At 35.3% G+C, this 20539-nt stretch carries 21 protein-coding genes and 1 pseudogene; 16 read left to right on the top strand and 6 right to left on the bottom strand.

Annotated features, from left to right (window positions below; all coding sequences use genetic code 11):
• Positions 1–65 precede the first annotated feature (65 nt).
• From ACLBXA_RS08160 to ACLBXA_RS08120, 9 genes and pseudogenes are all read left to right on the top strand, one after another.
• Positions 66–2456 (top strand): penicillin acylase family protein, encoded by a 2391-nt coding sequence (locus ACLBXA_RS08160; RefSeq protein WP_000454330.1) that lies wholly within the window; start codon positions 66–68, stop codon positions 2454–2456.
• A gap of 552 nt (positions 2457–3008) precedes the next feature.
• On the top strand, positions 3009–3836 hold the full coding sequence (locus ACLBXA_RS08155; protein WP_000762790.1) for a helix-turn-helix transcriptional regulator: 828 nt from the start codon (positions 3009–3011) through the stop codon (positions 3834–3836).
• 293 nt (positions 3837–4129) lie between these two features.
• A complete protein-coding gene (locus ACLBXA_RS08150; protein WP_000997179.1) occupies positions 4130–4369 on the top strand; it encodes a cupin domain-containing protein in 240 nt (79 codons plus the stop codon).
• A 201-nt stretch (positions 4370–4570) separates the two neighbouring features.
• Positions 4571–5638: a glycoside hydrolase family 113 gene (locus tag ACLBXA_RS08145; protein ID WP_118961669.1), complete on the top strand. Its 1068-nt coding sequence runs from the start codon at positions 4571–4573 to the stop codon at positions 5636–5638.
• An 89-nt stretch (positions 5639–5727) separates the two neighbouring features.
• Positions 5728–5919 (top strand): DUF378 domain-containing protein, encoded by a 192-nt coding sequence (locus ACLBXA_RS08140; protein WP_000670804.1) that lies wholly within the window; start codon positions 5728–5730, stop codon positions 5917–5919.
• Between the two features lie 207 nt (positions 5920–6126).
• Positions 6127–7209 carry a 3-phosphoserine/phosphohydroxythreonine transaminase gene (serC, locus tag ACLBXA_RS08135; RefSeq protein ID WP_000442926.1) on the top strand — a complete coding sequence of 361 codons (1083 nt, stop codon included), beginning with the start codon at positions 6127–6129 and terminating at the stop codon, positions 7207–7209.
• A 12-nt stretch (positions 7210–7221) separates the two neighbouring features.
• Complete coding sequence (locus tag ACLBXA_RS08130) at positions 7222–8394, top strand: 3-phosphoglycerate dehydrogenase family protein (protein ID WP_000490235.1); 1173 nt, start codon at positions 7222–7224, stop codon at positions 8392–8394.
• 13 nt (positions 8395–8407) lie between these two features.
• Positions 8408–9655: a DUF1015 domain-containing protein gene (locus ACLBXA_RS08125; RefSeq protein ID WP_001063061.1), complete on the top strand. Its 1248-nt coding sequence runs from the start codon at positions 8408–8410 to the stop codon at positions 9653–9655.
• An 87-nt stretch (positions 9656–9742) separates the two neighbouring features.
• Positions 9743–9943 (top strand): annotated as a pseudogene (locus ACLBXA_RS08120) (dehydratase); the annotation flags it as partial.
• A gap of 61 nt (positions 9944–10004) precedes the next feature.
• Here ACLBXA_RS08120 and ACLBXA_RS08115 read toward each other — a convergent pair.
• From ACLBXA_RS08115 to ACLBXA_RS08105, 3 genes are all read right to left on the bottom strand, one after another.
• A complete protein-coding gene (locus ACLBXA_RS08115) occupies positions 10005–10400 on the bottom strand; it encodes a DUF3224 domain-containing protein (protein ID WP_000454103.1) in 396 nt (131 codons plus the stop codon).
• 75 nt (positions 10401–10475) lie between these two features.
• Positions 10476–11507, bottom strand: a complete 1032-nt coding sequence (locus tag ACLBXA_RS08110) for a S66 family peptidase (RefSeq protein ID WP_000905878.1) — start codon at positions 11505–11507, stop codon at positions 10476–10478.
• Entirely contained in the window at positions 11501–11743 is a 243-nt protein-coding gene (locus ACLBXA_RS08105) for a hypothetical protein (protein ID WP_044784009.1), read from the bottom strand. Before ACLBXA_RS08105 ends, ACLBXA_RS08110 begins: the two co-directional genes overlap by 7 nt.
• A gap of 35 nt (positions 11744–11778) precedes the next feature.
• Here ACLBXA_RS08105 and ACLBXA_RS08100 point away from each other — a divergent pair, with 35 nt between their 5' ends.
• Positions 11779–12420: a F0F1 ATP synthase subunit alpha gene (locus ACLBXA_RS08100; protein WP_000525476.1), complete on the top strand. Its 642-nt coding sequence runs from the start codon at positions 11779–11781 to the stop codon at positions 12418–12420.
• A gap of 331 nt (positions 12421–12751) precedes the next feature.
• Entirely contained in the window at positions 12752–13591 is an 840-nt protein-coding gene (locus tag ACLBXA_RS08095) for a YitT family protein (protein ID WP_000747488.1), read from the top strand.
• A 213-nt stretch (positions 13592–13804) separates the two neighbouring features.
• Here ACLBXA_RS08095 and paiB read toward each other — a convergent pair whose 3' ends face one another.
• Genes paiB through ACLBXA_RS08080 form a run of 3 tightly spaced genes read right to left on the bottom strand, consistent with a single transcriptional unit; the run spans position 13805 to position 15448 of the window.
• On the bottom strand, positions 13805–14428 hold the full coding sequence (gene paiB / locus ACLBXA_RS08090; RefSeq protein ID WP_000275827.1) for a protease synthase/sporulation negative transcriptional regulator PaiB: 624 nt from the start codon (positions 14426–14428) through the stop codon (positions 13805–13807).
• Between the two features lie 23 nt (positions 14429–14451).
• Entirely contained in the window at positions 14452–14970 is a 519-nt protein-coding gene (locus tag ACLBXA_RS08085; RefSeq protein ID WP_000207056.1) for a GNAT family N-acetyltransferase, read from the bottom strand.
• 25 nt (positions 14971–14995) lie between these two features.
• Positions 14996–15448 carry a MarR family winged helix-turn-helix transcriptional regulator gene (locus ACLBXA_RS08080; protein ID WP_000658986.1) on the bottom strand — a complete coding sequence of 151 codons (453 nt, stop codon included), beginning with the start codon at positions 15446–15448 and terminating at the stop codon, positions 14996–14998.
• Positions 15449–15562: 114 nt separating this feature from the next.
• On the opposite strand from ACLBXA_RS08080, the gene ACLBXA_RS08075 reads away from it, so the two are divergent.
• The 5 genes from ACLBXA_RS08075 to ACLBXA_RS08055 all read left to right on the top strand — a co-directional run bounded on the left by ACLBXA_RS08075 (position 15563) and on the right by ACLBXA_RS08055 (position 20503).
• Positions 15563–16228 (top strand): YczE/YyaS/YitT family protein, encoded by a 666-nt coding sequence (locus ACLBXA_RS08075; RefSeq protein WP_000878286.1) that lies wholly within the window; start codon positions 15563–15565, stop codon positions 16226–16228.
• Between the two features lie 161 nt (positions 16229–16389).
• Positions 16390–17067, top strand: coding sequence for a response regulator transcription factor (locus tag ACLBXA_RS08070; protein ID WP_000781960.1), 678 nt, complete (start codon positions 16390–16392; stop codon positions 17065–17067).
• Between the two features lies 1 nt (position 17068).
• Positions 17069–18445 carry a sensor histidine kinase gene (locus ACLBXA_RS08065; RefSeq protein ID WP_044783140.1) on the top strand — a complete coding sequence of 459 codons (1377 nt, stop codon included), beginning with the start codon at positions 17069–17071 and terminating at the stop codon, positions 18443–18445.
• 322 nt (positions 18446–18767) lie between these two features.
• Positions 18768–19832, top strand: coding sequence for an ABC transporter permease (locus ACLBXA_RS08060; protein WP_000477741.1), 1065 nt, complete (start codon positions 18768–18770; stop codon positions 19830–19832).
• On the top strand, positions 19832–20503 hold the full coding sequence (locus tag ACLBXA_RS08055; RefSeq protein WP_000202594.1) for an ABC transporter ATP-binding protein: 672 nt from the start codon (positions 19832–19834) through the stop codon (positions 20501–20503). Before ACLBXA_RS08060 ends, ACLBXA_RS08055 begins: the two co-directional genes overlap by 1 nt.
• Positions 20504–20539: the final 36 nt, after the last annotated feature.

Below are 20539 nucleotides of genomic sequence, written 5' to 3'. Positions count from 1 at the left end.
TTTTCAATGTTTTTAAAAGGTTCATTCTCAAAAAGAAGCGAATAGTGTGAGAAAGGGGTGATTATATGGAGGTAGTTATAAAGAAGAAACGAAAAAGGGGAAGAAGAATTTTTATTTGGGCTAGTAGTATCGTTCTCTTGTTAGTTATTTCCGCTGCGATTTTTTTGAATATATATACGCTGAAATCTATGCCAAAGATAGATGGAACGATAAAGCTAGAGGATTTACAACACGCTGTTACGGTGAAGCGGGATAGTAAAGGTGTACCGCATATTAAATCGGAAAATGCACATGATTTATATTTTTCACAAGGATATGTACAAGCGCAAGATCGGTTGTTTCAAATGGATTTAAGTAGAAGACAAGCTTCTGGTATGTTAAGTGAAGTTGTTGGGGAAGCAGCCGTTGACCGAGATAAATTGTTTCGAACACTCGGTTTACGGCGAGCGGCAGAAGCTTCAGTTAGTCAATATGATGGAGAAGCAAAATATGCCCTGCAGTCATTTGCTGATGGGGTGAACGCTTTTATACGTGAGGCGAAAGCAGAAAAGAAATTACCAGTTGAGTTTACTATATTAGGTTATGAGCCTTCTGAATGGTCAATTGTTGATTCCTTAACAATTGGGAAGTATATGGCGTTTGACTTAGGGGGACATTGGCATGGGCAGGCGTTTCGATATTGGGCGCTGAAAAATCTTCCGAAAGAGCAAGCAAATGAGCTATTTCCTACATATCCGAAAGATGCACCTAGATTGCTAGCTGAACTAAAAACTACAAATGTGGACGTAGCACAAAGTTTTTCAAAAACGATAATTCCCCCGGAGTTTAACGGTAGTAATAACTGGGTTGTGAGCGGTGAGAAGAGTGCGTCAGGTAAGCCGATTTTAGCAGATGACCCTCATTTATCCCTTGCGACACCTTCTATATGGTATCAAACGAGACTTGAAATGAAAGATTTAAATGTGAGTGGCGTTATTTTCGCTGGAGTACCAGGTGTTATATTAGGCCACAATGACAAAATAGCGTGGGGCGTTACGAATACGGGGCCTGATGTGCAAGATTTATATATTGAGAAGAGAAATCCTAATAATGAAAATGAATTTCTGTATAACGATAAATGGGAGAAAGCTACGGTAGTTGATGAATCGATTAAAGTAAAAGGCGGGAAGACAATTCCTTATAACGTTACGATTACGAGGCATGGGCCAGTAATTTCAGAGTTTGCGGATAAGGGGAAGGAGAAAACGAAAACAGTATTTGCTTTAAAGTGGACTGCTTTAGAACCGTCAGCTGAGTTAAAAGCTGTATTAAATATGAACAAAGCAAAAGACTGGACGGAGTTTGAAACCGCTCTTCAAGATTTCCATACACCAACCCAAAACTTTGTGTTTGCATCAAACGATGGCACGATTGCTTATAAAGCGAATGGAAATATACCAGTGCGTAAAAAAGGCGATGGTAGCTTGCCTGTTCCAGGATGGACAGATGAATATGAATGGGAAGGGTATATTCCATTTGATCAGCTGCCGAAAGTTATAAATCCGAAAGAAGGTTTTATTTCAACTGCGAATAATAAAATTGTTGATGATGATTATCCGTACCATATTAGCAATACGTGGGCACAGCCATATAGGCAAATGCGTATTCAAGAATTTTTGCAAGAGAAGGAAAAGTATACGGTGAAAGATTTAGAAGAGTTACAGATGGATCAAAAGAATTTATACGGGAAAGAGTTTACTCCTATATTTTTAAAAGAGTTAAATAAAGCATCTTTAAATGAGGTAGAGAAAGAAGGCGTAAACCAATTAACAAAGTGGAATTTTTACGATAGTAAAGATGAACCGGCACCATTAATATTCTATTTATTAATGAAAGAGATTTCAAATACGTTATTTTCAAAAGAAATACCGAAAGATGTAATGAAGTTATTTGAAGGGAAGTCACAAGTTGTTGATGAATTGATTCGAAAAGAAGTAGCGGGAGAAAATAGCGCGTGGTTTACGAAGTACGGAGGTTTCACAAAAGTTGTGCATACATCGTACGAGAATGTAATGAAGAAATTGCAGAAGGAATATGGACCGGATGTTGGAGAGTGGAAGTGGGGCGATTACCATCAACTCGCTTTTACACATCCAATTTCAAAATCATCTAGTATGTTAGCACTACTCGCTTTTAATCGTGAGAAACCAGTCCCGATTGGCGGAAGTCAAGTTACCGTGCAAGCAGCGAGTTACGGCGATAACGGCATTGTAAATCACGGAGCGTCTTGGAGATTCATTATTGATACGAAAGATATGTCAAACGGTTATCATATAGTGGGACCAGGACAATCGGGACATTTTAGAAGTGATTGGTATCATGATCAAATAGATGATTGGGTAAGTGGAACGTATCATACGACTACATTGAATACGGAGGGAATAGAGGGGAAGGTGCTAAATTTAGAACCGAAGTGATAGGGGGTTTTTGTTTGTGGAGGGACTAGTAATAATCTTTTTGATAATGAAAGCTTATCATTTAGAACATAACCCAGTTCTTAAATAATTTTAACAGCCAGCCTACTATCATTTAATTTGATAGTAGGCTGTTTCCATCTTCGAAATACGCTGTAGCAACTTCTTCAGGATTACGATTATTTCCACATGCTGCAAGTGCTGTAACAAATAAAGCCATTACAACTATTAACATGATTATTCCAGTTTTGAGGGGAATTAGTTAACAAAGACCAGGTATTATTTGCAACAGAACGGTCCCTCTGTACCCCTTGTTTCGTCATTTTTCTACGCCATCCAACTTGACAAATGTTTTTTTATCAAACTACAATGAAAATCATTATCAATAATATAGGGAGGATACTTTTGTCAATAAATGAAAAACAATATATTTATAGGTTAATAACCAGATCTTGTTAAGTCGTATGTACTATTTTTAGTTTAGCGTTGCCCAGAATGTACACCAATTAATCTCGCGAATTACAAGAAAATTATTATTGAAATGAGGCGTGCATTGTGAAGTTGGACGTGAATGAGTTAGCAGAGTATCTTGCCAATAATCCTTTCCGAGTAGAAGGAGTATATCGTTATGCTAAAAATCCAGGTGTGCCTTGTGCTGAGTCTACAGATTCTTTCCCAGGATTTGTATTTCCACTTACAGGGAAGACGCAATTTCAATTTAATGGTACGCCGTATATCCTTTCCCCAGGAAAAGTTATACATGGGGGTGCAAAAATGACATTAGCCCATAAAATGCTTGGTGAAATAAACTGGGAATATATTCTTGTTTTATATCAGATAAGCAATCCAGAACGAGAAGACTCTGGCTTTACTCATCAGCATTTTGAATTATTAACAGGACAATCTCCTCGTCTTGTCGAATTACTTATGCGTCTTTGGGATCTGTATAATCAGCGTGGAGGCATTTCGATGCTTCAGACCGAAATGCTGTTTCGCGAAGCGTTGAATGAAGCTTTATTAAGTGTTGTCAATAGAGAAAACAACTATGAGTCGCATACTTTATTCGAACGAATATCTAGTTACGTTCGCCAATACTATTATAAAGATATTACAATACATACGCTTACAGAACAAAATAATGTTAATCGAAATCGTCTTTCTTACGTGTTTAGAAAGCATGCAGGTATGGGGCCAGCAGAATATTTATTGAACTATCGTATAAAGATGGCTCAAAAAATGTTATGTACAAGTGGTGTGCCTGTACAACAAATTTCGCAGGCTGTTGGAATTGCAGACCCTTTTTATTTTAGTAGAGTTTTCAAGAAGCGAGTTGGCATTTCGCCTACTAAATATCGCGAGAAGTTCATCAATAATCCATACTAATGTCAACAGGGGTCCATTCTTATTTGAAAATCACTGTTCTATACTTATGGAGAGTTAAAGGAAACATTGGATTGAAAGAACTTTCATTGAAATCACTCCTTTGTACTATCTGAATGAAAAGTTCTGGCCGGAGCATTTTCTTTTTAAGCGTAATGACGACTTTTTTACTTAGATTATTGTAATATAGTGGAAGTTAAAAATGAGGAGGGATTATTATCCATTACCAACCTATTAAACTAAATGACGAGTTATCTAAAATTAACGATTATTGGTATCCACGAGTGATTGGTGAAATGAATGATGATCAAATTCAGCTTTTTAAAGCTAATGGAGATTTTATATGGCATGAGCATCCTGATACGGATAAGCTATTTATTGTGCTTGAAGGGGAGATGTTCATCGATTTCCGTGATGGACAGGTGAAAATTTCTAAGGGCGAGATGTTTATTGTCCCGAGAGGCGTTGAGCATAAACCTTTCACTGAAAAGGAATCCCACATCATGTTGGTAGAGCCTAAAAGGGAAATGGATTGATAATCGTAAAAAGATAAAAAAGGAGCGGAAATCCGTTCCTTTTTTATTTATCTTACTATTTTTAGGGGCTTAGTATGAGTAAGATGTGAATAAAGGATGAATAGCATTTTTATCAATAAAAATTTATTGGATTTTTTGTGGAATATATATGAAACGTTGTATAAAATAATCAAGAAAGCCAAAAATTATAGGGGGAAAGTTGTGAAGAAAAATAAGAGTTTAATAAGTTTTTTAGGAGTGTTTATTGTGTTGTTTTCTTTTTGTTTTCAAGGAAATGTACAGGCAGATGTAAATACTGTTCAATCTGGAAAAATCAAATCAGGAAACGTAACAGTATGGGAAGTTGGAAATGTAGCGAAAGTATTAGCGGATGTGGAGCGCTTAAATTTAAATACAGTAAATGTACCGATTCAAGTGGATATCCCAAATGTGACTTCTACTAACATGGTAATTAATCAAGCGCAAAAGCAACAAGCTATTATTTTAATTCAAGAATTATTAAAGCGTAATATTCAAGTTATAGTGGAACCGTTCCCGTATATTCAGCAGGGGAATGTTGGAGAGACAGAATGGAACCCAAGTAACATTAATGATTTCTTCTGGAATTGGAAGACGGTTATTCTGCAAGATATTTTTAATTCCATTACAAGTAAATACAATGTGTATGGACTAAAGATTGCTTCTAATTTCGTGAATATGGAGTATGCAGAAGGATACTGGAGCGATACAATTGATTTTGTTCGTAATCAGTATAAAGGAAATGTTTTGTATCAAATGAACTGGTGGTTAACAGCAAGCTGGGACCCTTCTTATGAAGCGAAGTTTAAAGAGAAAATCAATCGTCCGTATTTAAAAAAGGTGGATATTGTAAGTATTGATAGTTGGTTTGAAGTTTCAGGAAAAAGAAATCCAACATATGAAGAAGTAAAGAAAAGTTTATTTGCGACGACAGTGTATAATCGTGGACAAAATGTTGTTCAGCAATTGGAACAATTACATAATGCAACAGGAAAACCAGTTTACTTCGGTGGGTTTAACGTTCCGGCGCGTGAACTTGGATTACAAAATCCGTGGAATCCAGATGTTTCAAATGTGTTTTCAAAAGATGTACAATTAAATGGATGGCGTGCTTACCGCGATGTATTAGAACCGAAACCATATTTTAAAGGTTTTTCAATTTGGTTTATTGGCTCTAATGATAGTACACATGCGTATCAAATACATAGTAAAGAAGCAGAGGCAGTTATTAATGGGTGGTACCGAAAATAATTTTTATAAAATAGGTAAGTTTTAAAGATTACTACATATATTTCTAGTGAAAGGCCTTTCACCATCTTATCACCTAGGGGGCAATCATAATGAAATTTTTGTCTTACCTTACAGTAATTTTGGTGATTCTCGGCGGTTTGAATTGGTTATTTGTAGCGTTAGATTACAATGTAGTTGAGAAATGGTTTGGTTCTATGCCGGCGCTTGTGGACACTATTTATTGGCTCATTGGTCTTTCTGCTATTTATCAAATTTTTGATCGGTTCTTTACGAACGACTAGCTATTATTATTCTATTATTAGAGTGTTAAGTGCGATTATGTACTTAACACTTTTTTATGTATATATAAAAAGTCTGCACTTGCAAGCGATTCCATCGCGTCTTGCGTCGTAATAATAGAAAACAAATTGACCACATATTATATTTTAGGTTATAATTCAGAAAGTTTAAAAAATAATCAAATGAGAAATAGGGAGGTTATGAGGGTAATGGAGAGAGTCTATAATTTTTCAGCAGGACCATCAATACTCCCTTTGCCAGTTTTAGAGAAAGTGCAAAAGGAGCTTGTAAATTATAACGGGACAGGCATGTCTATTATAGAAATGAGTCATCGATCTTCTTATTTTCAAAGTATTATAGAGGAAGCGAGTAACTTACTTCGTGAATTAATGAGCATCCCTGATGAGTATGATATTTTATTTTTACAAGGCGGTGCGTCATTACAATTCTCTATGATACCGTTCAACTTAATGAATACGTATAAAAAAGCTGGATACGTACTAACTGGCTCATGGTCTAAAAAGGCACTACAAGAAGCCGAAAAAGTTGGGGAAGTACAAGTGATTGCTTCTTCCGAGCAAGAGAAGTTTACTACGATTCCTAAACTGGACGGTTTATTAAGTGATGAAAAACTAGATTATGTACATATTACTACGAATAATACAATTGAGGGGACAAAATATGTGGACATTCCACATGTAGAAAGAGTGCCGCTCGTTGCGGATATGTCCTCAAATATTTTATCAGAGCGATATGATGTTTCGAAGTTTGGTCTTATATATGCGGGGGCGCAAAAGAATTTAGGACCTGCGGGCTTAACGATTGCTATTATAAAAAGAGATTTAATTGGGGGAGCAGATCGCTCTTGTCCGACAATGTTAAATTATGAAACTTACAGTAAAAATAACTCCTTATATAATACACCGCCATCCTTTAGTATTTACGTAACAAAACTTGTACTAGAGTGGTTGAAAGAGCAAGGCGGAGTATCTGCGATTGAAGAACAAAATAAAATGAAATCTTCACTTATTTATCATTTTTTAGATGAATCTAAATTGTTTACTTCACCAGTTGACCCTGCGTATCGATCACTTATGAATATTCCATTTACAACACCGTCAGAAGAGCTGAACAATGAGTTTTTACAAAAAACGAAAGAACGCGGCCTTGTTACGTTAAAAGGACATCGCTCAGTCGGTGGTATGCGTGCAAGTATTTACAATGCGATGCCAGTGGAAGGTGTAAAACAATTAGTAGATTATATGAAGGAATTTGAGCTTGAGAATAGATAGGGAGATGGGGATATGTTTCGTGTTCAAACGTTAAATCAAATTGCAGAAAAGGGTTTGCAAGTTCTTGACGGAGAGCGTTATGAAGTAGGGGATAGAATGGACCACCCAGATGGTATTTTACTTCGCAGCTATTCTTTACACCAAGAAGAGTTTTCAAAAGACTTAAAGGCGATTGCAAGAGCTGGTGCTGGTGTAAATAATATTCCTGTCGAGCGATGTACAGAAAAAGGGATTGTAGTATTTAATACACCAGGAGCGAATGCCAATGCAGTAAAGGAACTTATTATCGCCAGCCTTATTATGTCTTCACGTAACATTATTAACGGTGTAAGCTGGACGAAAAATTTAGAGGGTGAAGAAGTACCGCAGCTTGTTGAATCAGGAAAAAAGCAATTCGTTGGATCAGAAATTGCAGGAAAACGTCTAGGTGTAATTGGCCTTGGCGCAATCGGTGCTTTAGTTGCGAACGATGCGTTAGCGTTAGGGATGGACGTTATTGGATATGATCCTTATATTTCAGTTGAAACAGCTTGGCGTCTTTCTACACATGTGCAAAGAGCATTTAGCCTTGATGAAATTTTTGCAACGTGTGATTATATTACCCTTCATATTCCTCTTACAAATCAAACGAAGGGAATTATTGGGGAACACGCTATAGAGAAGATGAAAAAAGGTATGCGTTTATTCAATTTCTCAAGAGGAGAACTTGTAGATGAAAATGTTCTTCAAAAAGCGTTAGAAGAAGATGTTATTACGCATTACGTAACAGACTTCCCAAATGAAAATGTGATAAAGATGAAAAATGTAACAGCGACGCCTCACCTTGGTGCATCTACGTCCGAATCAGAAGAAAACTGTGCATTCATGGCAGCGCGCCAATTACGTGAATATTTAGAGACAGGAAATATTCGTAATTCAGTAAATTATCCAAACGTAGAATTGCCGTATATCGGAAAGAAACGAATTACAATTATGCATCAAAACGTCCCGAATATGGTAGGGCAAATTACAGGATGCTTAGCGGAACATCATATTAATATTGCCGATATGATTAATCGTAGTAAACATTCTTGGGCATACACAATGATTGATATCGATAACGGAATTGATGATATAATAAAAGAGAATATTGTAGAAAATATAAGCAAAATTACAGGTGTTGTAGCCGTTCGAATGATTGTGTAAAGGAGAGAGGAATGTGGCAAAAATACGACCGTTTCGGGCCATTCGTCCAGTAGAGGAAAAAGCGGCACAAGTGGCAGCTTTACCGTATGACGTATTAAATAGTGAAGAGGCAAGAGAAGTTGTAAAAGGGAATCCATATTCTTTCTTGCATGTTGATAAAGCAGAAATTGATTTAGACCCGGCACTTTCACCGTACGATGATCGTGTATATGAAAAAGCGGGTGAAAATTTAAATCGATTTATACGAGAAGAAGTGTTCATTCAAGACGAAGAGCCAGCGTTATACATTTATGAACTGACGATGCAGGGAAGAACGCAGTCAGGCCTTGTCGTTTGTACATCTATTGATGAGTATGAAGATGATACAATTAAAAAACATGAGAGAACGCGTCATGAAAAAGAGCTAGATCGTATTCGTCACGTAGATGTGTGTGATGCAAATACGGGTCCTATCTTTTTAACGTATCGTACAAAAGAAGAGATAAAGCATTTCATTGCCAGCTGGAAAGAAGAACATGCGCCAATCTATACATTTACAGCAGAAGACGGCGTTAGGCACGTTGCTTGGAAAATAGCTGATGAAGAAGTAATTGCAAGTTTAGTAAACTTATTTGAAGATATTCCTAACCTGTACATTGCAGATGGGCATCACCGTTCTGCATCAGCTGCAAAAGTAGGGATCATGCGAAGAGAACAATATCCGAATTACACAGGAGAAGAGGAATTTAATTTCTTCTTATCTGTTTTATTCCCACACGATGAGTTATCCATTTGGGACTATAACCGAGTTGTAAAAGATTTAAATGGTTTATCAGAAGAACAGTTTTTAAAACAAATAGCGCAATACTTTTATGTAGAAGAAGCGGCTGTTTCTCCGTATAAACCAAATGAGCCAAAAACATTTGGAATGTATGTAAATGAGAAGTGGTATAAGCTTACAGTGAAAGAGGAAACGTTTGATGCGAATGATCTCGTGAAAGGTTTGGATGTATCTATTCTGCAAGATCATTTATTAAGCCAAGTACTTGAAATACACGATCCGCGATCTGATTCACGCGTTGATTTTGTCGGAGGAATCCGCGGGTTAGAAGAACTAGAACGCCTTGTAAATAGCGGTGAATATAAAGCAGCGTTCTCACTATATCCGACATCAATGGAATCGTTATTAGCAATCGCAGACGCTGGAGAAGTTATGCCGCCAAAATCAACGTGGTTTGAACCGAAACTGCGCAGCGGGTTGTTTGTACATTCTTTAAAGTAAATATAGACTTCTACAGTTTTGAAAAACCGAAATGATTATAGTTTCGGTTTTTCTTATTTTAAAAGAGTTTTTGAGGAGGCGCATGGGATGAAATTACAAGTAGGCGAAAAAATCACCTTTGAACGAACGTTTACAAAAGAAGATGTTGCGCTATTTACGGAAGTATCGAAAGATGAAGGTGTTCATCATGTTACGCCAGATGAGCAGGGGAGATTCGTTGTACAAGGACTATTAACATCAACGCTGCCTATAAAAATTGGTGGTGACTATAACGTACTAGCTCGTCAACAAAAAGGACATTCCTAGTATTACAAGAAATGTCTTTTCCACTAAATTATAGGATATTTCGCTAAAATTCCAACTCTAAAATTAGTTTACTGGTTTGACCTGTAAACTGATAATTATAGGACCCTCTCAGATTTTCTAAGTTACCAGTAGCTTTAATAATTGTTCCTGGGGAATCTAAATTTCCTTTATCAAATATTCCTTGCTCTATAGCTGTAAATGTCCCTTGTTGCCCCTTATAAATTCCTTCAAAGTGTAAAAATCCAGAAATTTTAGCAGTAGCTAAGTGACCATCATTTATATTTGAGTCTAAATAATATAAGAAGTATTCAACAAAAGCTTTTCCTTTTAATTCACCATCAATATCATATTCGACATGTGCAATATTAATAGGGAAATCTTTTCTAGTATCATCGATTGGTTTTTCATCCCATTTACTTACTGTAAATGTTACTTCCATACACGTAATCTCCCTCCAATTATATACTTTTAAAAAGTACCAATTCACAGACATATCTCATAGGAGTGTTTTTATTCATTCCACGCCACTCTCTAAAATAGAAAAAGATACATTTTCACAATCAATTTCTGCCAACGCGCCGTAAGGTAAAATAAACTTTGGCTCGGTATGGCCAAAATTTAAATTATAAAGAATCGGTAAATCTTCTAAATGATGTTCCTTCATAACCAGCAGTATTTCATGTTTATATTCTTCATAATATTGTTCATCTTTCGGTTTACCGAAGATGATACCTTTTGCTTTTTGCAGAATACCTTGCGCTGCATAATTTCGTAACCAATATTTTATATAACTTGGTTCCGGATGATCTTCAGAGGTTTCAAAGAAAAGAATACTATTCTCCCAATGTTTTTTCTCAGGCCAAAGTTCCGTTCCTTTTGCAAATTCCAGTACTTCTATACAACCACCAATTAAACGCCCTTGTACAGTAGTAGAGCCTTGAAGTAGCTCATATCCTTTGTTTTGCTGCATCGTACGTCTTGTATCCTTATTACTCTCTATCCATTCTAAACGCTCACTCGTCCATTCATGAGCTGGTTGAATTTCGTCAATCGTTTCATTTGAAAAGAGAGTTCGATTTACCATTTCAACTGTATATGGATCCATCTCTACATTTTCAGCAAAATCAGTCAAAATTGCTGGACCGTATAAAGAGGAAAGGCCTGCTTTATGACAAAATAAATGTGAAATAGTAACGTCAGAGTACCCCATAAAAATTTTCGGGTTTTCGCGTATCACATTAAAATCTATATAGGGGAGTAACCGGATGCTATCTTCACCACCAATATTCGCGATAATTGCTTTCACGCGTGTATCTTTAAATGCAGTCATTATATCTTCCGCACGAGCCTCTGGATTGTTATAAAGGTATTCGCTACCTTTTAAACTATTTGGCATTGGGATAACCGTAAGACGAAAAACCTCTTCTAATCTTTTTACTCCTTGCTCATATCGCCATCTTATTTCAGAATCACCTGCTCCTCCCCATGAAGGACTTACTGTCGCCACGATATCTCCTGGCTGTAATCTCTTTGGTTTTATTAACATATGAATCCCGCTCCTACATAATGTAATGAACTACGGCTATACAAATTGTAGCGCTGAAAAATATGATGCATAACATTAGCTTCTTCATCATCAACAATTTCACCTGCTGTAACTCGAGAATCTAGACTCATTGTTGTATATTTAAAAATTACAGTATGCAACATTGCATGAGGAAAACGGTTGTTATTTTCACAACCTGTAACTATAATGATTACAGGTTGGTCGATACCAATCAAACAAATACAATCATCATGAATGGAGATGTTTCATAATGGGTATGAAAAAAATAATTTTAGCAGGTGCTTTAGGGATCGCAGCATTATCAGGAACAAATTTACCAGGACTAGAAGTAACAAAAGCGAGTGCAGCTTCTATTGAATCGAACTTCTCGACGTTAGAAGGACGAGTAGTAGAAGTAGATAACGGTGTAATTGTCGTAAAATCTAAGCAATACGAAGAACCTGTTAGTGTGTATATTGATTCATTTTCAAATGTGAAAGTAGGAGATGAAGTAAAAGCTACTGGATCTATGATGCGTAATTTTACAGAATATATGGTTGCAACTGCAGTTGAAAATACAACAAACAAGTTAGGTATGCACATGAAAGAAGATGGCTCACCTAATTATGTAATTGGAGAAGTATCAAAAGTAGGAACGATGGAAGATGAGGGAGACGGTGCTACTAAATATGTTGTAGTTGAGTATCCATCGCTAAATGGGAAGAAAGATATTATTGATGTTTTCTTAACAAAGGGACAAGTATTTAATGTGGGTGAGAAAGTGAAAATTGATATGAAGTATGTAGGCTGGGGTGGAAGTTCTATTAACTGGAACACAACGGATAACATTGAAAAAGTTCATGAGGTAAAGAGCAACGTTGAAAATAATGATGATGTTTGGGTTTGGTCTTAATAAGGCGAGTATAAGTCGTTATTTGCAATTTTCTCCAAACAATACATGTAAAAACTAAATGTATCATGCAGTACCCATCTAATTCTCATTGCGTATGACAATTAGATGGGTACTTTTTTATTTGAAATTTGTGCAAGTCAATGTTTAGCATTTCTTTTTAAGAGTAAATTACGGTTGAAATCAAAACTTTATTTGCAGTACATAATAAATAATGTTGATTTTTTATCTTATATTAAAATAAAAACAAACCACTGTTCGATTTGAATATTCCACGATATAATAGTGAGAGTTTATGGCAGAATAAATATTTACATAAGAAGTGAGGTACTGTATGAAAAAAAGAACGACAGACATTATTTTTATTATTATCGGTGCATTTCTTTTTGCGTTAGGTGTTAATTTGTTTGTTATCCCGAACGAGTTTGGTGAGGGTGGGGTAACAGGTATCACGATTATTACGTACTATTTATTTGAATGGTCACCGGGCTTAGTTAACTTAATTTTAAATGCGATTTTGTTAATAGCCGGTTATAAGTTTTTAAATAAGATTACAACAATTTATACGATTATCGCTGTAGTTACGAACTCGCTATTTCTTCATTTGACAGAAGGCTGGACGATTGCTTCGGATGAAATGCTTGTAAATGCCATTTTCGGAGGAATATTTATTGGGTGCGGGATTGGTCTTATTATTCGCGTTGGTGGAACAACTGCAGGTACTACGATTTTAGCAAGGATGACGCATAAATATTTAGGCTGGAGCATTAGCTACGGTCTACTGTTCTTCGATTTAATTGTTGCGTTTTCATCTTATTTCATCATTGGTGCAGAAAAACTGATGATAACAATTATTATGCTATATGTAGCAACGAAAGTGATGGAGTTTGTAATTGAAGGTTTAAATCCGAAGAAAGCCATTACGATTATTTCTGATAACCCGAATGAAATAGCTGGGAAGGTAACTACCTTAATGGGCAGAGGGGTTACTGTGTACTCAGGTCATGGCTATTACACGAAAACTCCAAAGGAAATTCTTTATGTTGTTATTAATAAGCAAGAAGTAGTGAAGCTAAAGCGGATTGTTCAAACTACGGATCCGGCGGCGTTCATCGCTATACACGATGTTCGTGATGTGTTCGGAGAAGGATTTGTTGATATTTCGAAGGCTTAGAAATTATTTTTGATTAAAATAATCTTAATACTAAAATGTAAGAATCTATTTTGAATAATCTTTTTTCAAAATAGATTCTTTTCTAATGGATCTATATTTATAATTAACCCCCATGCACTTTAAGCTCAATCTTTTACGTTCTAAAGAAAACTGCCGATAAAGCCCTCCAGTCTTTTCTTTAATTTTGAAATGTGAGAGTTGAATTACAATGGATTATATGTGATTGTTTAATCTATTCCCCATGAGTTTTGCCATTTGTTTCGCATCTGGATTTCCTTCATCGTACAATTTATCAATAATATTACTATAATCCCTCTCATTCCGATTTTGACTTAATTTATATGCAGCCTGGATGTCTCCTACTTTAATTTTAAACCCAACTATCCCTTTCAGTTCATTTTCTAAGAGAGTTGGGGAAAGTTTATCCCATAATATTGGATTTTCACGATGTTCTTCATATTTTTTCAACATTGTTGTTAATTCATCTATTAATTCCTGTTTATCTAAAATACTTGCTTTACCATATATATGAACGGCTTGATAATTCCATGTTGGAACTTCTTCATTTTCATACCAAGAAGAAGAGATGTAAGAGTGCGGTCCCTGAAACATTACAAGAACATCTTCGCAGGTTTCAAATGTTCTCCACTGGGGGTTCCCATAAGCCATATGTCCAGTAATAAAATAGTCATCACCTTGTTTAGTTAATCCAAAGGGCAAATGAGTTGCGATTGGTTTCTCTTTTTTAGTTGTGACGATTGTTCCAAAAGAGTTTTTTTGAACAAAATCCCAAATTTCATCAACATTTGTGACTTTAAAATACTTTGGAATATACATAATAGCCCACCTTTCAAAAAAAGTTATATGAGTGTTTTGATCATTATAAGGTCAACTTGTTCGTCATCGCCCATATAAAAGGAATGAGAGCCAGCTTGTACAAAACCTAATTTCTTATAAAAAGCAATAGCATTTTCATTTTTCTCCCATACGCCTAGCCAAATATTCTTTTTATTATGTTCTATTGCAATTTCAATAGCATTATTTAGTAGATATTTACCAAGACCATGTTTTTGAAAGGAGCTCTTTATATAAATTCTCTCTACTTCAAGTGATTCATTTCCCATTTCTTCAGACTGAGCATCATCAATATTGACCTTTAAATATCCAGCAATTTCATCGTTAAAGTAGACAAAAAAGAATTGAGAAGAGATATTGGATAATTCTTTTTCTAATTGTTTTAAGTTAAATGCCTTTTCCAAATAGTGATTCATACTTTCGGGTGAATTCTGATGTTTAAAAGTCTCATTAAATGTTTCATAACTAATATCTTGAAGTCTGTGTATATCTTCAAGGGTGCACTTTTCTATATGTGTAGTCATTTGAATAGTTCGCTCCTTTATATAATCAATAATTTCTCTTATTTCCCTTTTTTACAAATTCCCAATCTTTTTCTATATTTTTTCTTACTCTTTGAAGAAGATTAGAAATAGTTTCCGCTTCTGTTTCCGAAAATCCCTCTAATGCAACAGTATTTGAATAATCGTTTTCTCTTTTAATAAAAGGATAGACATTTTTCCCTTTTTCTGTTGGGAAAAGTTTTTTGATTTTCTTGTTAGATTCATCTTCTTTCTTTTCGATAAATCCATTGATTTCAAGCTTTTTGATAGCACGGGCTGCGGTTGTACGATCTACTTTTATCATCTCAGATAGCTTTTCTTGAATGATTCCTGGGTTTTCACATATTCGCACAAGGTACAAATACTGACCTTTTGTAAGCTCATATTCTTTAAATTCTATATTACTAATAGAATCTAATGCTCTTGCAATCATGCCAATTTCACGAAGAATTTCTTTCATAATGAACTCCTTATCTTTTGTTTTTATTGCAAATGCAACAATTTGAAGTTACATTTAATATAAAATATTTTTATTGTAAATGCAACAAAAATGACGATGAAGAGGTTGATTAAAATGAAGTATGTTTTTTATGTATTAGGAATTTTAATATTAACCCTTGGTATTTCTGTCACAATACAATCAGATTTTGGCACTTCACCTTTTGATGCACTTTTAGTAGGACTTTCTTTAAATGTGGGGCTTACTGTGGGAAGCTGGGAAATAATAATAGCTTTATTATTAATATGTTGTAATTCGAAATTAAAAAGACAAAGACCAGAGGTACTAGGGTTGTTAACAGCATTCATAACGGGTATTGGTATTGATGTGTGGCTATTTTTATTACGCGATTTAATTACACCTGAAATATGGTACAGTAAAATGATTTATTTTGGAATCGGATTAGTTATTACAGGATTAGGAACTGCAATATATTTACAAACAAATTTTGCTCCCATTCCAATTGACCGATTAACTTTAATCATACAAAAATTAACTAGAACGAATATTTTTATAGCACGAACATTTATTTACCTTATATTCTTAATAATGGCAACGATTTTACATGGACCAATAGGTGTTGGAACTATATTAACTGTTTGTTTAGGTGGGTTATTGCTGAATTTCTTTATACCACTTACTAAAAAAGTAATAGATCACTTATTCGTACACCAGAGTACGTCATCAAGTTATAAGAAAAATAAAGCAGCTGACCATAATGATAACAAAAGTATCTTCTAAGGAATCCTTTTCTTTAAATTACTTATACATTTGAAGACTGACTGTTTTTGAAACCTTCTTCAATCCACCAAGAACTTATAAATTCTGTTTTTCTTTTTCTTGCAAAAAATCCAATTGTTTCTTAATGTAGTGATGTAGAAGGATGAACGAGAGAGGGTTTAATGAAGATGATACATATTTTATTAGCTGATGATGATAAACATATTAGAGAGTTATTGCATTATCATTTACAAAAAGAGGGGTTTAAAGTTTTTGAGGCTGAAGATGGAAAGATAGCGCAAGAAGTATTAGAGAAGGAAAATATTCATCTTGCGATTGTAGACATTATGATGCCGTTTGTTGATGGTTATACGTTATGTGAAGAAATTCGTAAGTATCATGATATTCCTGTTATTTTATTAACTGCGAAAGACCAGTTAGTGGATAAAGAAAAAGGATTCATTTCTGGTACAGACGATTATATCGTAAAACCATTTGAGCCAGCTGAAGTCATTTTCCGTATGAAAGCATTACTTCGTCGTTATCAAATGCTGAGTGCTGATATTATTACGTTGCACGGTACAACAATTGACCGAAAAGGCTTTGAAGTGAAGTGTAACGGACAAACGATTTTGCTTCCACTGAAGGAATTTGAATTGTTATCGCAACTGGCTAGTTATCCTGGAAGAACATTTTCAAGGGAAGAATTAATTGAATTAGTATGGGGAATGGATTTTGAAGGGGATGAACGAACGGTTGACGTTCATGTAAAGCGATTAAGAGATCGTTTTTCAAAACGAACGGATGATTTTCAAATTACAACGGTGCGCGGCCTCGGGTATAAGTTGGAGCTGAAATAAGATGAAATCACTATATTCTAGATTTGTATTTATGACGGTCGGCATTATGCTACTTAGTAGTATTATAGGCTTTTTATTAACGAACGTATATTATCAAGTGAAGTTAAAACCGTATAATAGTGAAAAGATTTTAAAGTATGCTGAAGAAGTAAAATCGTTATATGAAAAGCAAAGTGAAGAAAATCAAGAGGCATACTTACGGTCTATTGCGAAGCTAGGATATGAAATTTATATTGTCGATGATCAAAAGAATGGAAAGCGTATCGGAAATGCATTTCGTAAGACGACAATAAGTGATGATACCGTTCATAAAGTATTGCAGGGGGAGACATTTAATGGTGTTTCTACTTATCCAACGCGCCTTTTCATTACAGGATTTTTCGATAATGAATTAATTAATAGCGTCGGTGTCCCGGTAAAACACGGTGATAAACAGTACGCTTTATTCATTCGCCCTGACATTCAGCAACAATTTGGCGAGATGCGAATTTTCTTAGCGGTATTACTTGGGTTTATCGTTTTACTAAGTATTATTTTTATAGCGATTGCAGCAGGTTACATCGTTCGTCCCATTCGTAAATTTACGAAGGCTACGCAAAAAATTGCGAGTGGGGAATATGAAATTGAATTAGACGTAAAACGAAAAGATGAAATAGGAACGTTATCTACAAGCTTCCAAAAGATGACGAAGAGTATTAAAGAACTAGATGAAATGAGACAAGAATTCGTTTCGAACGTTTCACATGAATTTCAGTCGCCACTTTCTTCCATACAAGGTTTTTCAAAGACGTTGCAAACAGAAAAGATGAGTGAGGAAGAAAGAAATCATTACTTACAAATTATTGAGGGTGAAAGTAAGCGAATGTCTAGTTTATGTAAACAGTTACTTACGCTCGCTTCATTAGATAAAGAGGAAAAGGTTCTACAAATAAGAGAATTCAATCTACAGAAGCAAATTAAAGACGTCATTTTTATGCTTGAGTGGAAATGGCGGGAAAAAGATATCGCCGTTGAATTTGATGTGCCAGATATCACTATAAAAGGTGATGAAAACTTACTTCATCAAGTATGGAGTAACATTTTCACGAATAGCATTAAGTTTTCAAACGATGGTGGGACGATTGAGTTTTTCGTCGAAGAGTTAGAGTCTAGTGTCATTGTCTCTATATCTGATAACGGAATTGGTATGGAAAAAGAAGAGATGGACCGTATATTTGATCGTTTTTACAAAGTAGATACGGCAAGAGCGAGAAACGTAGAAGGTAGTGGTTTAGGATTATCGATTGTGCAGAAGATTGTGGAACTGCATAACGGAGACGTTTCAGTGTATAGCACGAAAGGGGAAGGGACTACTGTTCGGGTGGAGCTTCCGAAATAGATGGAAGAGGCTGTTTGGAAACGGCCTCTTTTTTGTCGTTTTATGTCGGCAAGTCGATATAATCGGAAAATCGCTGATATAATTTGAGTTGCGCCGATATATTGTGAAAATCGCCGATATAATTCTATTTGCGCTGATATATTTGAAAAATCGCTGATATAAATTTCACGTACTCCCATTTCTGCTATAAAGCCGCACCTTTTCCGCGCTCAAAAAGTATCAGATGTAATTTAATTTTCCCTTTGTAATCTTCTGTTCATATTCCGTTCATATTTCTTTTTTATGATAAGTGCATAGAAAGAAAGAGGAAGGAGCGAGCATAATGTTTTTAGCTCTGCGTGAATTGAAACAATCAAAATTAAGATACGGATTAATCGGACTTATCATGGTTTTATTATCATTTTTAGTTCTTGTTATTTCAGGATTAGCAAATGGATTATCATATGATAATGCTTCATCGATTCAAAATATGGAGGCAAATAAGTTCGTTTTAGCAGATGATGCGGAAAATAAATTACTTCGTTCACAAATTAAGAAAGACGATGTAGATAACGTAGTAAATCAAGTGGACGAGAAAGAGGCAGTTCCATTTCGGGTGAAAGTTTCAACGTATGAAAAGAAAGATAGTTCGAAAAAGGTTGATATCGCTATTTTTTCAAGTGAACGTGATTCATTTTTAGAACCGAACATTGTAAAAGGTGAGAAATTAGGTACAGCAAATAATGAAATGGTTGCTGATGAATCAATTAAAGAAAAAGGAATCGATATTGGGGATACAATTATCGATCCTGTTTCAAAGAAAGAATTTACAATCGTCGGATTTACGAAAGATCAAATGTTTAGCCATACACCAGTCGTTTATGTAAATGAAGACGTATGGGGCGCTATTTCACAACCAAACCAAAAAGATTATAGTGCAATCGCACTTAATACAGATAAAGAAGTAAAAAATGCACACGTAATTGACAAAAAAGAAGTGCTGCAAAGTATTCCAGGGTTTAAAGAAGAGCAAGGAACATTAACAATGATCATTGCATTCTTACTTGTTATTGCTGCATTACTAATTGGTGTATTCTTCTACGTCATTACACTGCAAAAAACACAGCAATTAGGTGTATTAAAAGCAATCGGTACAAAGAACTCGTATTTAGCAAATAGCTTAGTCGTGCAGGCGTTATTCTTATCAGTCGTTGCGATGGTAATCAGTATCGTTCTTGTACAAGGGTTAGAACAAATTTTACCAGCAGGTATGCCGTTCTTATTAACAACACCGATGATTGCACAATATGCAGCAATCTTTATCGTAATTAGTATTTTAGGAACACTTATTTCGTTATACCAAGTATTAAAAGTTGATGCGCTAGAGGCAATTGGAGGCGGGATGTAATGACTTCATTATTAAAATTAGACAAAGTAAGTAAAGTGTACGGAGAAGGGAATACGGAAGTAACAGCCCTTCATCCGATATCGCTTGATGTGAAAGCCGGAGAATTTATCGGAATCGTCGGTCCTTCTGGATCAGGGAAAAGTACGTTATTATCAATCGCGGGTGCATTATTATCACCATCAAAAGGGGATATTTACATTCGTGAGCAAAATATTACACAGTTATCAGAAAAGGAAATGACAGACATTCGTTTGAAAAAAATCGGCTTCATTTTCCAGTTTGCAAATCTTGTTCCATATTTAAATGTGAAAGAACAATTGCTTTACATTGCAAAGCTGAAAAAAGAAAGTAAACAAGAATCGGAAAAGCGTGCAGATCATTTATTAGCGGCATTTGGATTAGGAGAAAGAAAGAATCATTATCCAAATCAACTATCTGGCGGGGAAAAACAAAGGGTAGCAATCGCTCGTGCGTTCATGAACAACCCAGATTTAATATTAGCGGATGAGCCAACGGCAAGCTTAGACTCAAAACGTGCACGTGAAGTTGTAGAAATGATGAAACGTGAAGTGAAAGAGAGCCAAAAAGCAGCAATTATGATTACACATGATGAAAGAATGCTTGATGTATGTGATCGTATATTGATGCTTCGAGATGGACAGTTAATATAAAAAAAGGAAACCCGTACATGTATGTGCGGGTTTCCT

The organism is Bacillus sp. D48C (assembly GCF_053345735.1).
The sequence above is the reverse complement of the archived record's forward strand: the minus strand, read 5'-3'. Positions and strand labels throughout refer to the sequence as shown.

Excerpts from the sequence above, each read along its gene's own strand:
- ACLBXA_RS08150 (WP_000997179.1), top strand. The coding sequence starts at position 4,130 with ATGAATGATGATCAAATTCAGCTTTTTAAAGCTAATGGAGATTTTATA.
- ACLBXA_RS08085 (WP_000207056.1), bottom strand. The coding sequence starts at position 14,970 with ATGACTACACATATAGAAAAGTGCACCCTTGAAGATATACACAGACTT.
- serC (WP_000442926.1), top strand. The coding sequence starts at position 6,127 with ATGGAGAGAGTCTATAATTTTTCAGCAGGACCATCAATACTCCCTTTG.
- ACLBXA_RS08100 (WP_000525476.1), top strand. The coding sequence starts at position 11,779 with ATGGGTATGAAAAAAATAATTTTAGCAGGTGCTTTAGGGATCGCAGCA.
- ACLBXA_RS08070 (WP_000781960.1), top strand. The coding sequence starts at position 16,390 with ATGAAGATGATACATATTTTATTAGCTGATGATGATAAACATATTAGA.
- ACLBXA_RS08065 (WP_044783140.1), top strand. The coding sequence starts at position 17,069 with ATGAAATCACTATATTCTAGATTTGTATTTATGACGGTCGGCATTATG.
- ACLBXA_RS08060 (WP_000477741.1), top strand. The coding sequence starts at position 18,768 with ATGTTTTTAGCTCTGCGTGAATTGAAACAATCAAAATTAAGATACGGA.
- ACLBXA_RS08055 (WP_000202594.1), top strand. The coding sequence starts at position 19,832 with ATGACTTCATTATTAAAATTAGACAAAGTAAGTAAAGTGTACGGAGAA.
- ACLBXA_RS08080 (WP_000658986.1), bottom strand. The coding sequence starts at position 15,448 with ATGAAAGAAATTCTTCGTGAAATTGGCATGATTGCAAGAGCATTAGAT.
- ACLBXA_RS08115 (WP_000454103.1), bottom strand. The coding sequence starts at position 10,400 with ATGGAAGTAACATTTACAGTAAGTAAATGGGATGAAAAACCAATCGAT.
- paiB (WP_000275827.1), bottom strand. The coding sequence starts at position 14,428 with ATGTATATTCCAAAGTATTTTAAAGTCACAAATGTTGATGAAATTTGG.
- ACLBXA_RS08160 (WP_000454330.1), top strand. The coding sequence starts at position 66 with ATGGAGGTAGTTATAAAGAAGAAACGAAAAAGGGGAAGAAGAATTTTT.
- ACLBXA_RS08140 (WP_000670804.1), top strand. The coding sequence starts at position 5,728 with ATGAAATTTTTGTCTTACCTTACAGTAATTTTGGTGATTCTCGGCGGT.
- ACLBXA_RS08110 (WP_000905878.1), bottom strand. The coding sequence starts at position 11,507 with ATGTTAATAAAACCAAAGAGATTACAGCCAGGAGATATCGTGGCGACA.
- ACLBXA_RS08130 (WP_000490235.1), top strand. The coding sequence starts at position 7,222 with ATGTTTCGTGTTCAAACGTTAAATCAAATTGCAGAAAAGGGTTTGCAA.
- ACLBXA_RS08095 (WP_000747488.1), top strand. The coding sequence starts at position 12,752 with ATGAAAAAAAGAACGACAGACATTATTTTTATTATTATCGGTGCATTT.
- ACLBXA_RS08075 (WP_000878286.1), top strand. The coding sequence starts at position 15,563 with ATGAAGTATGTTTTTTATGTATTAGGAATTTTAATATTAACCCTTGGT.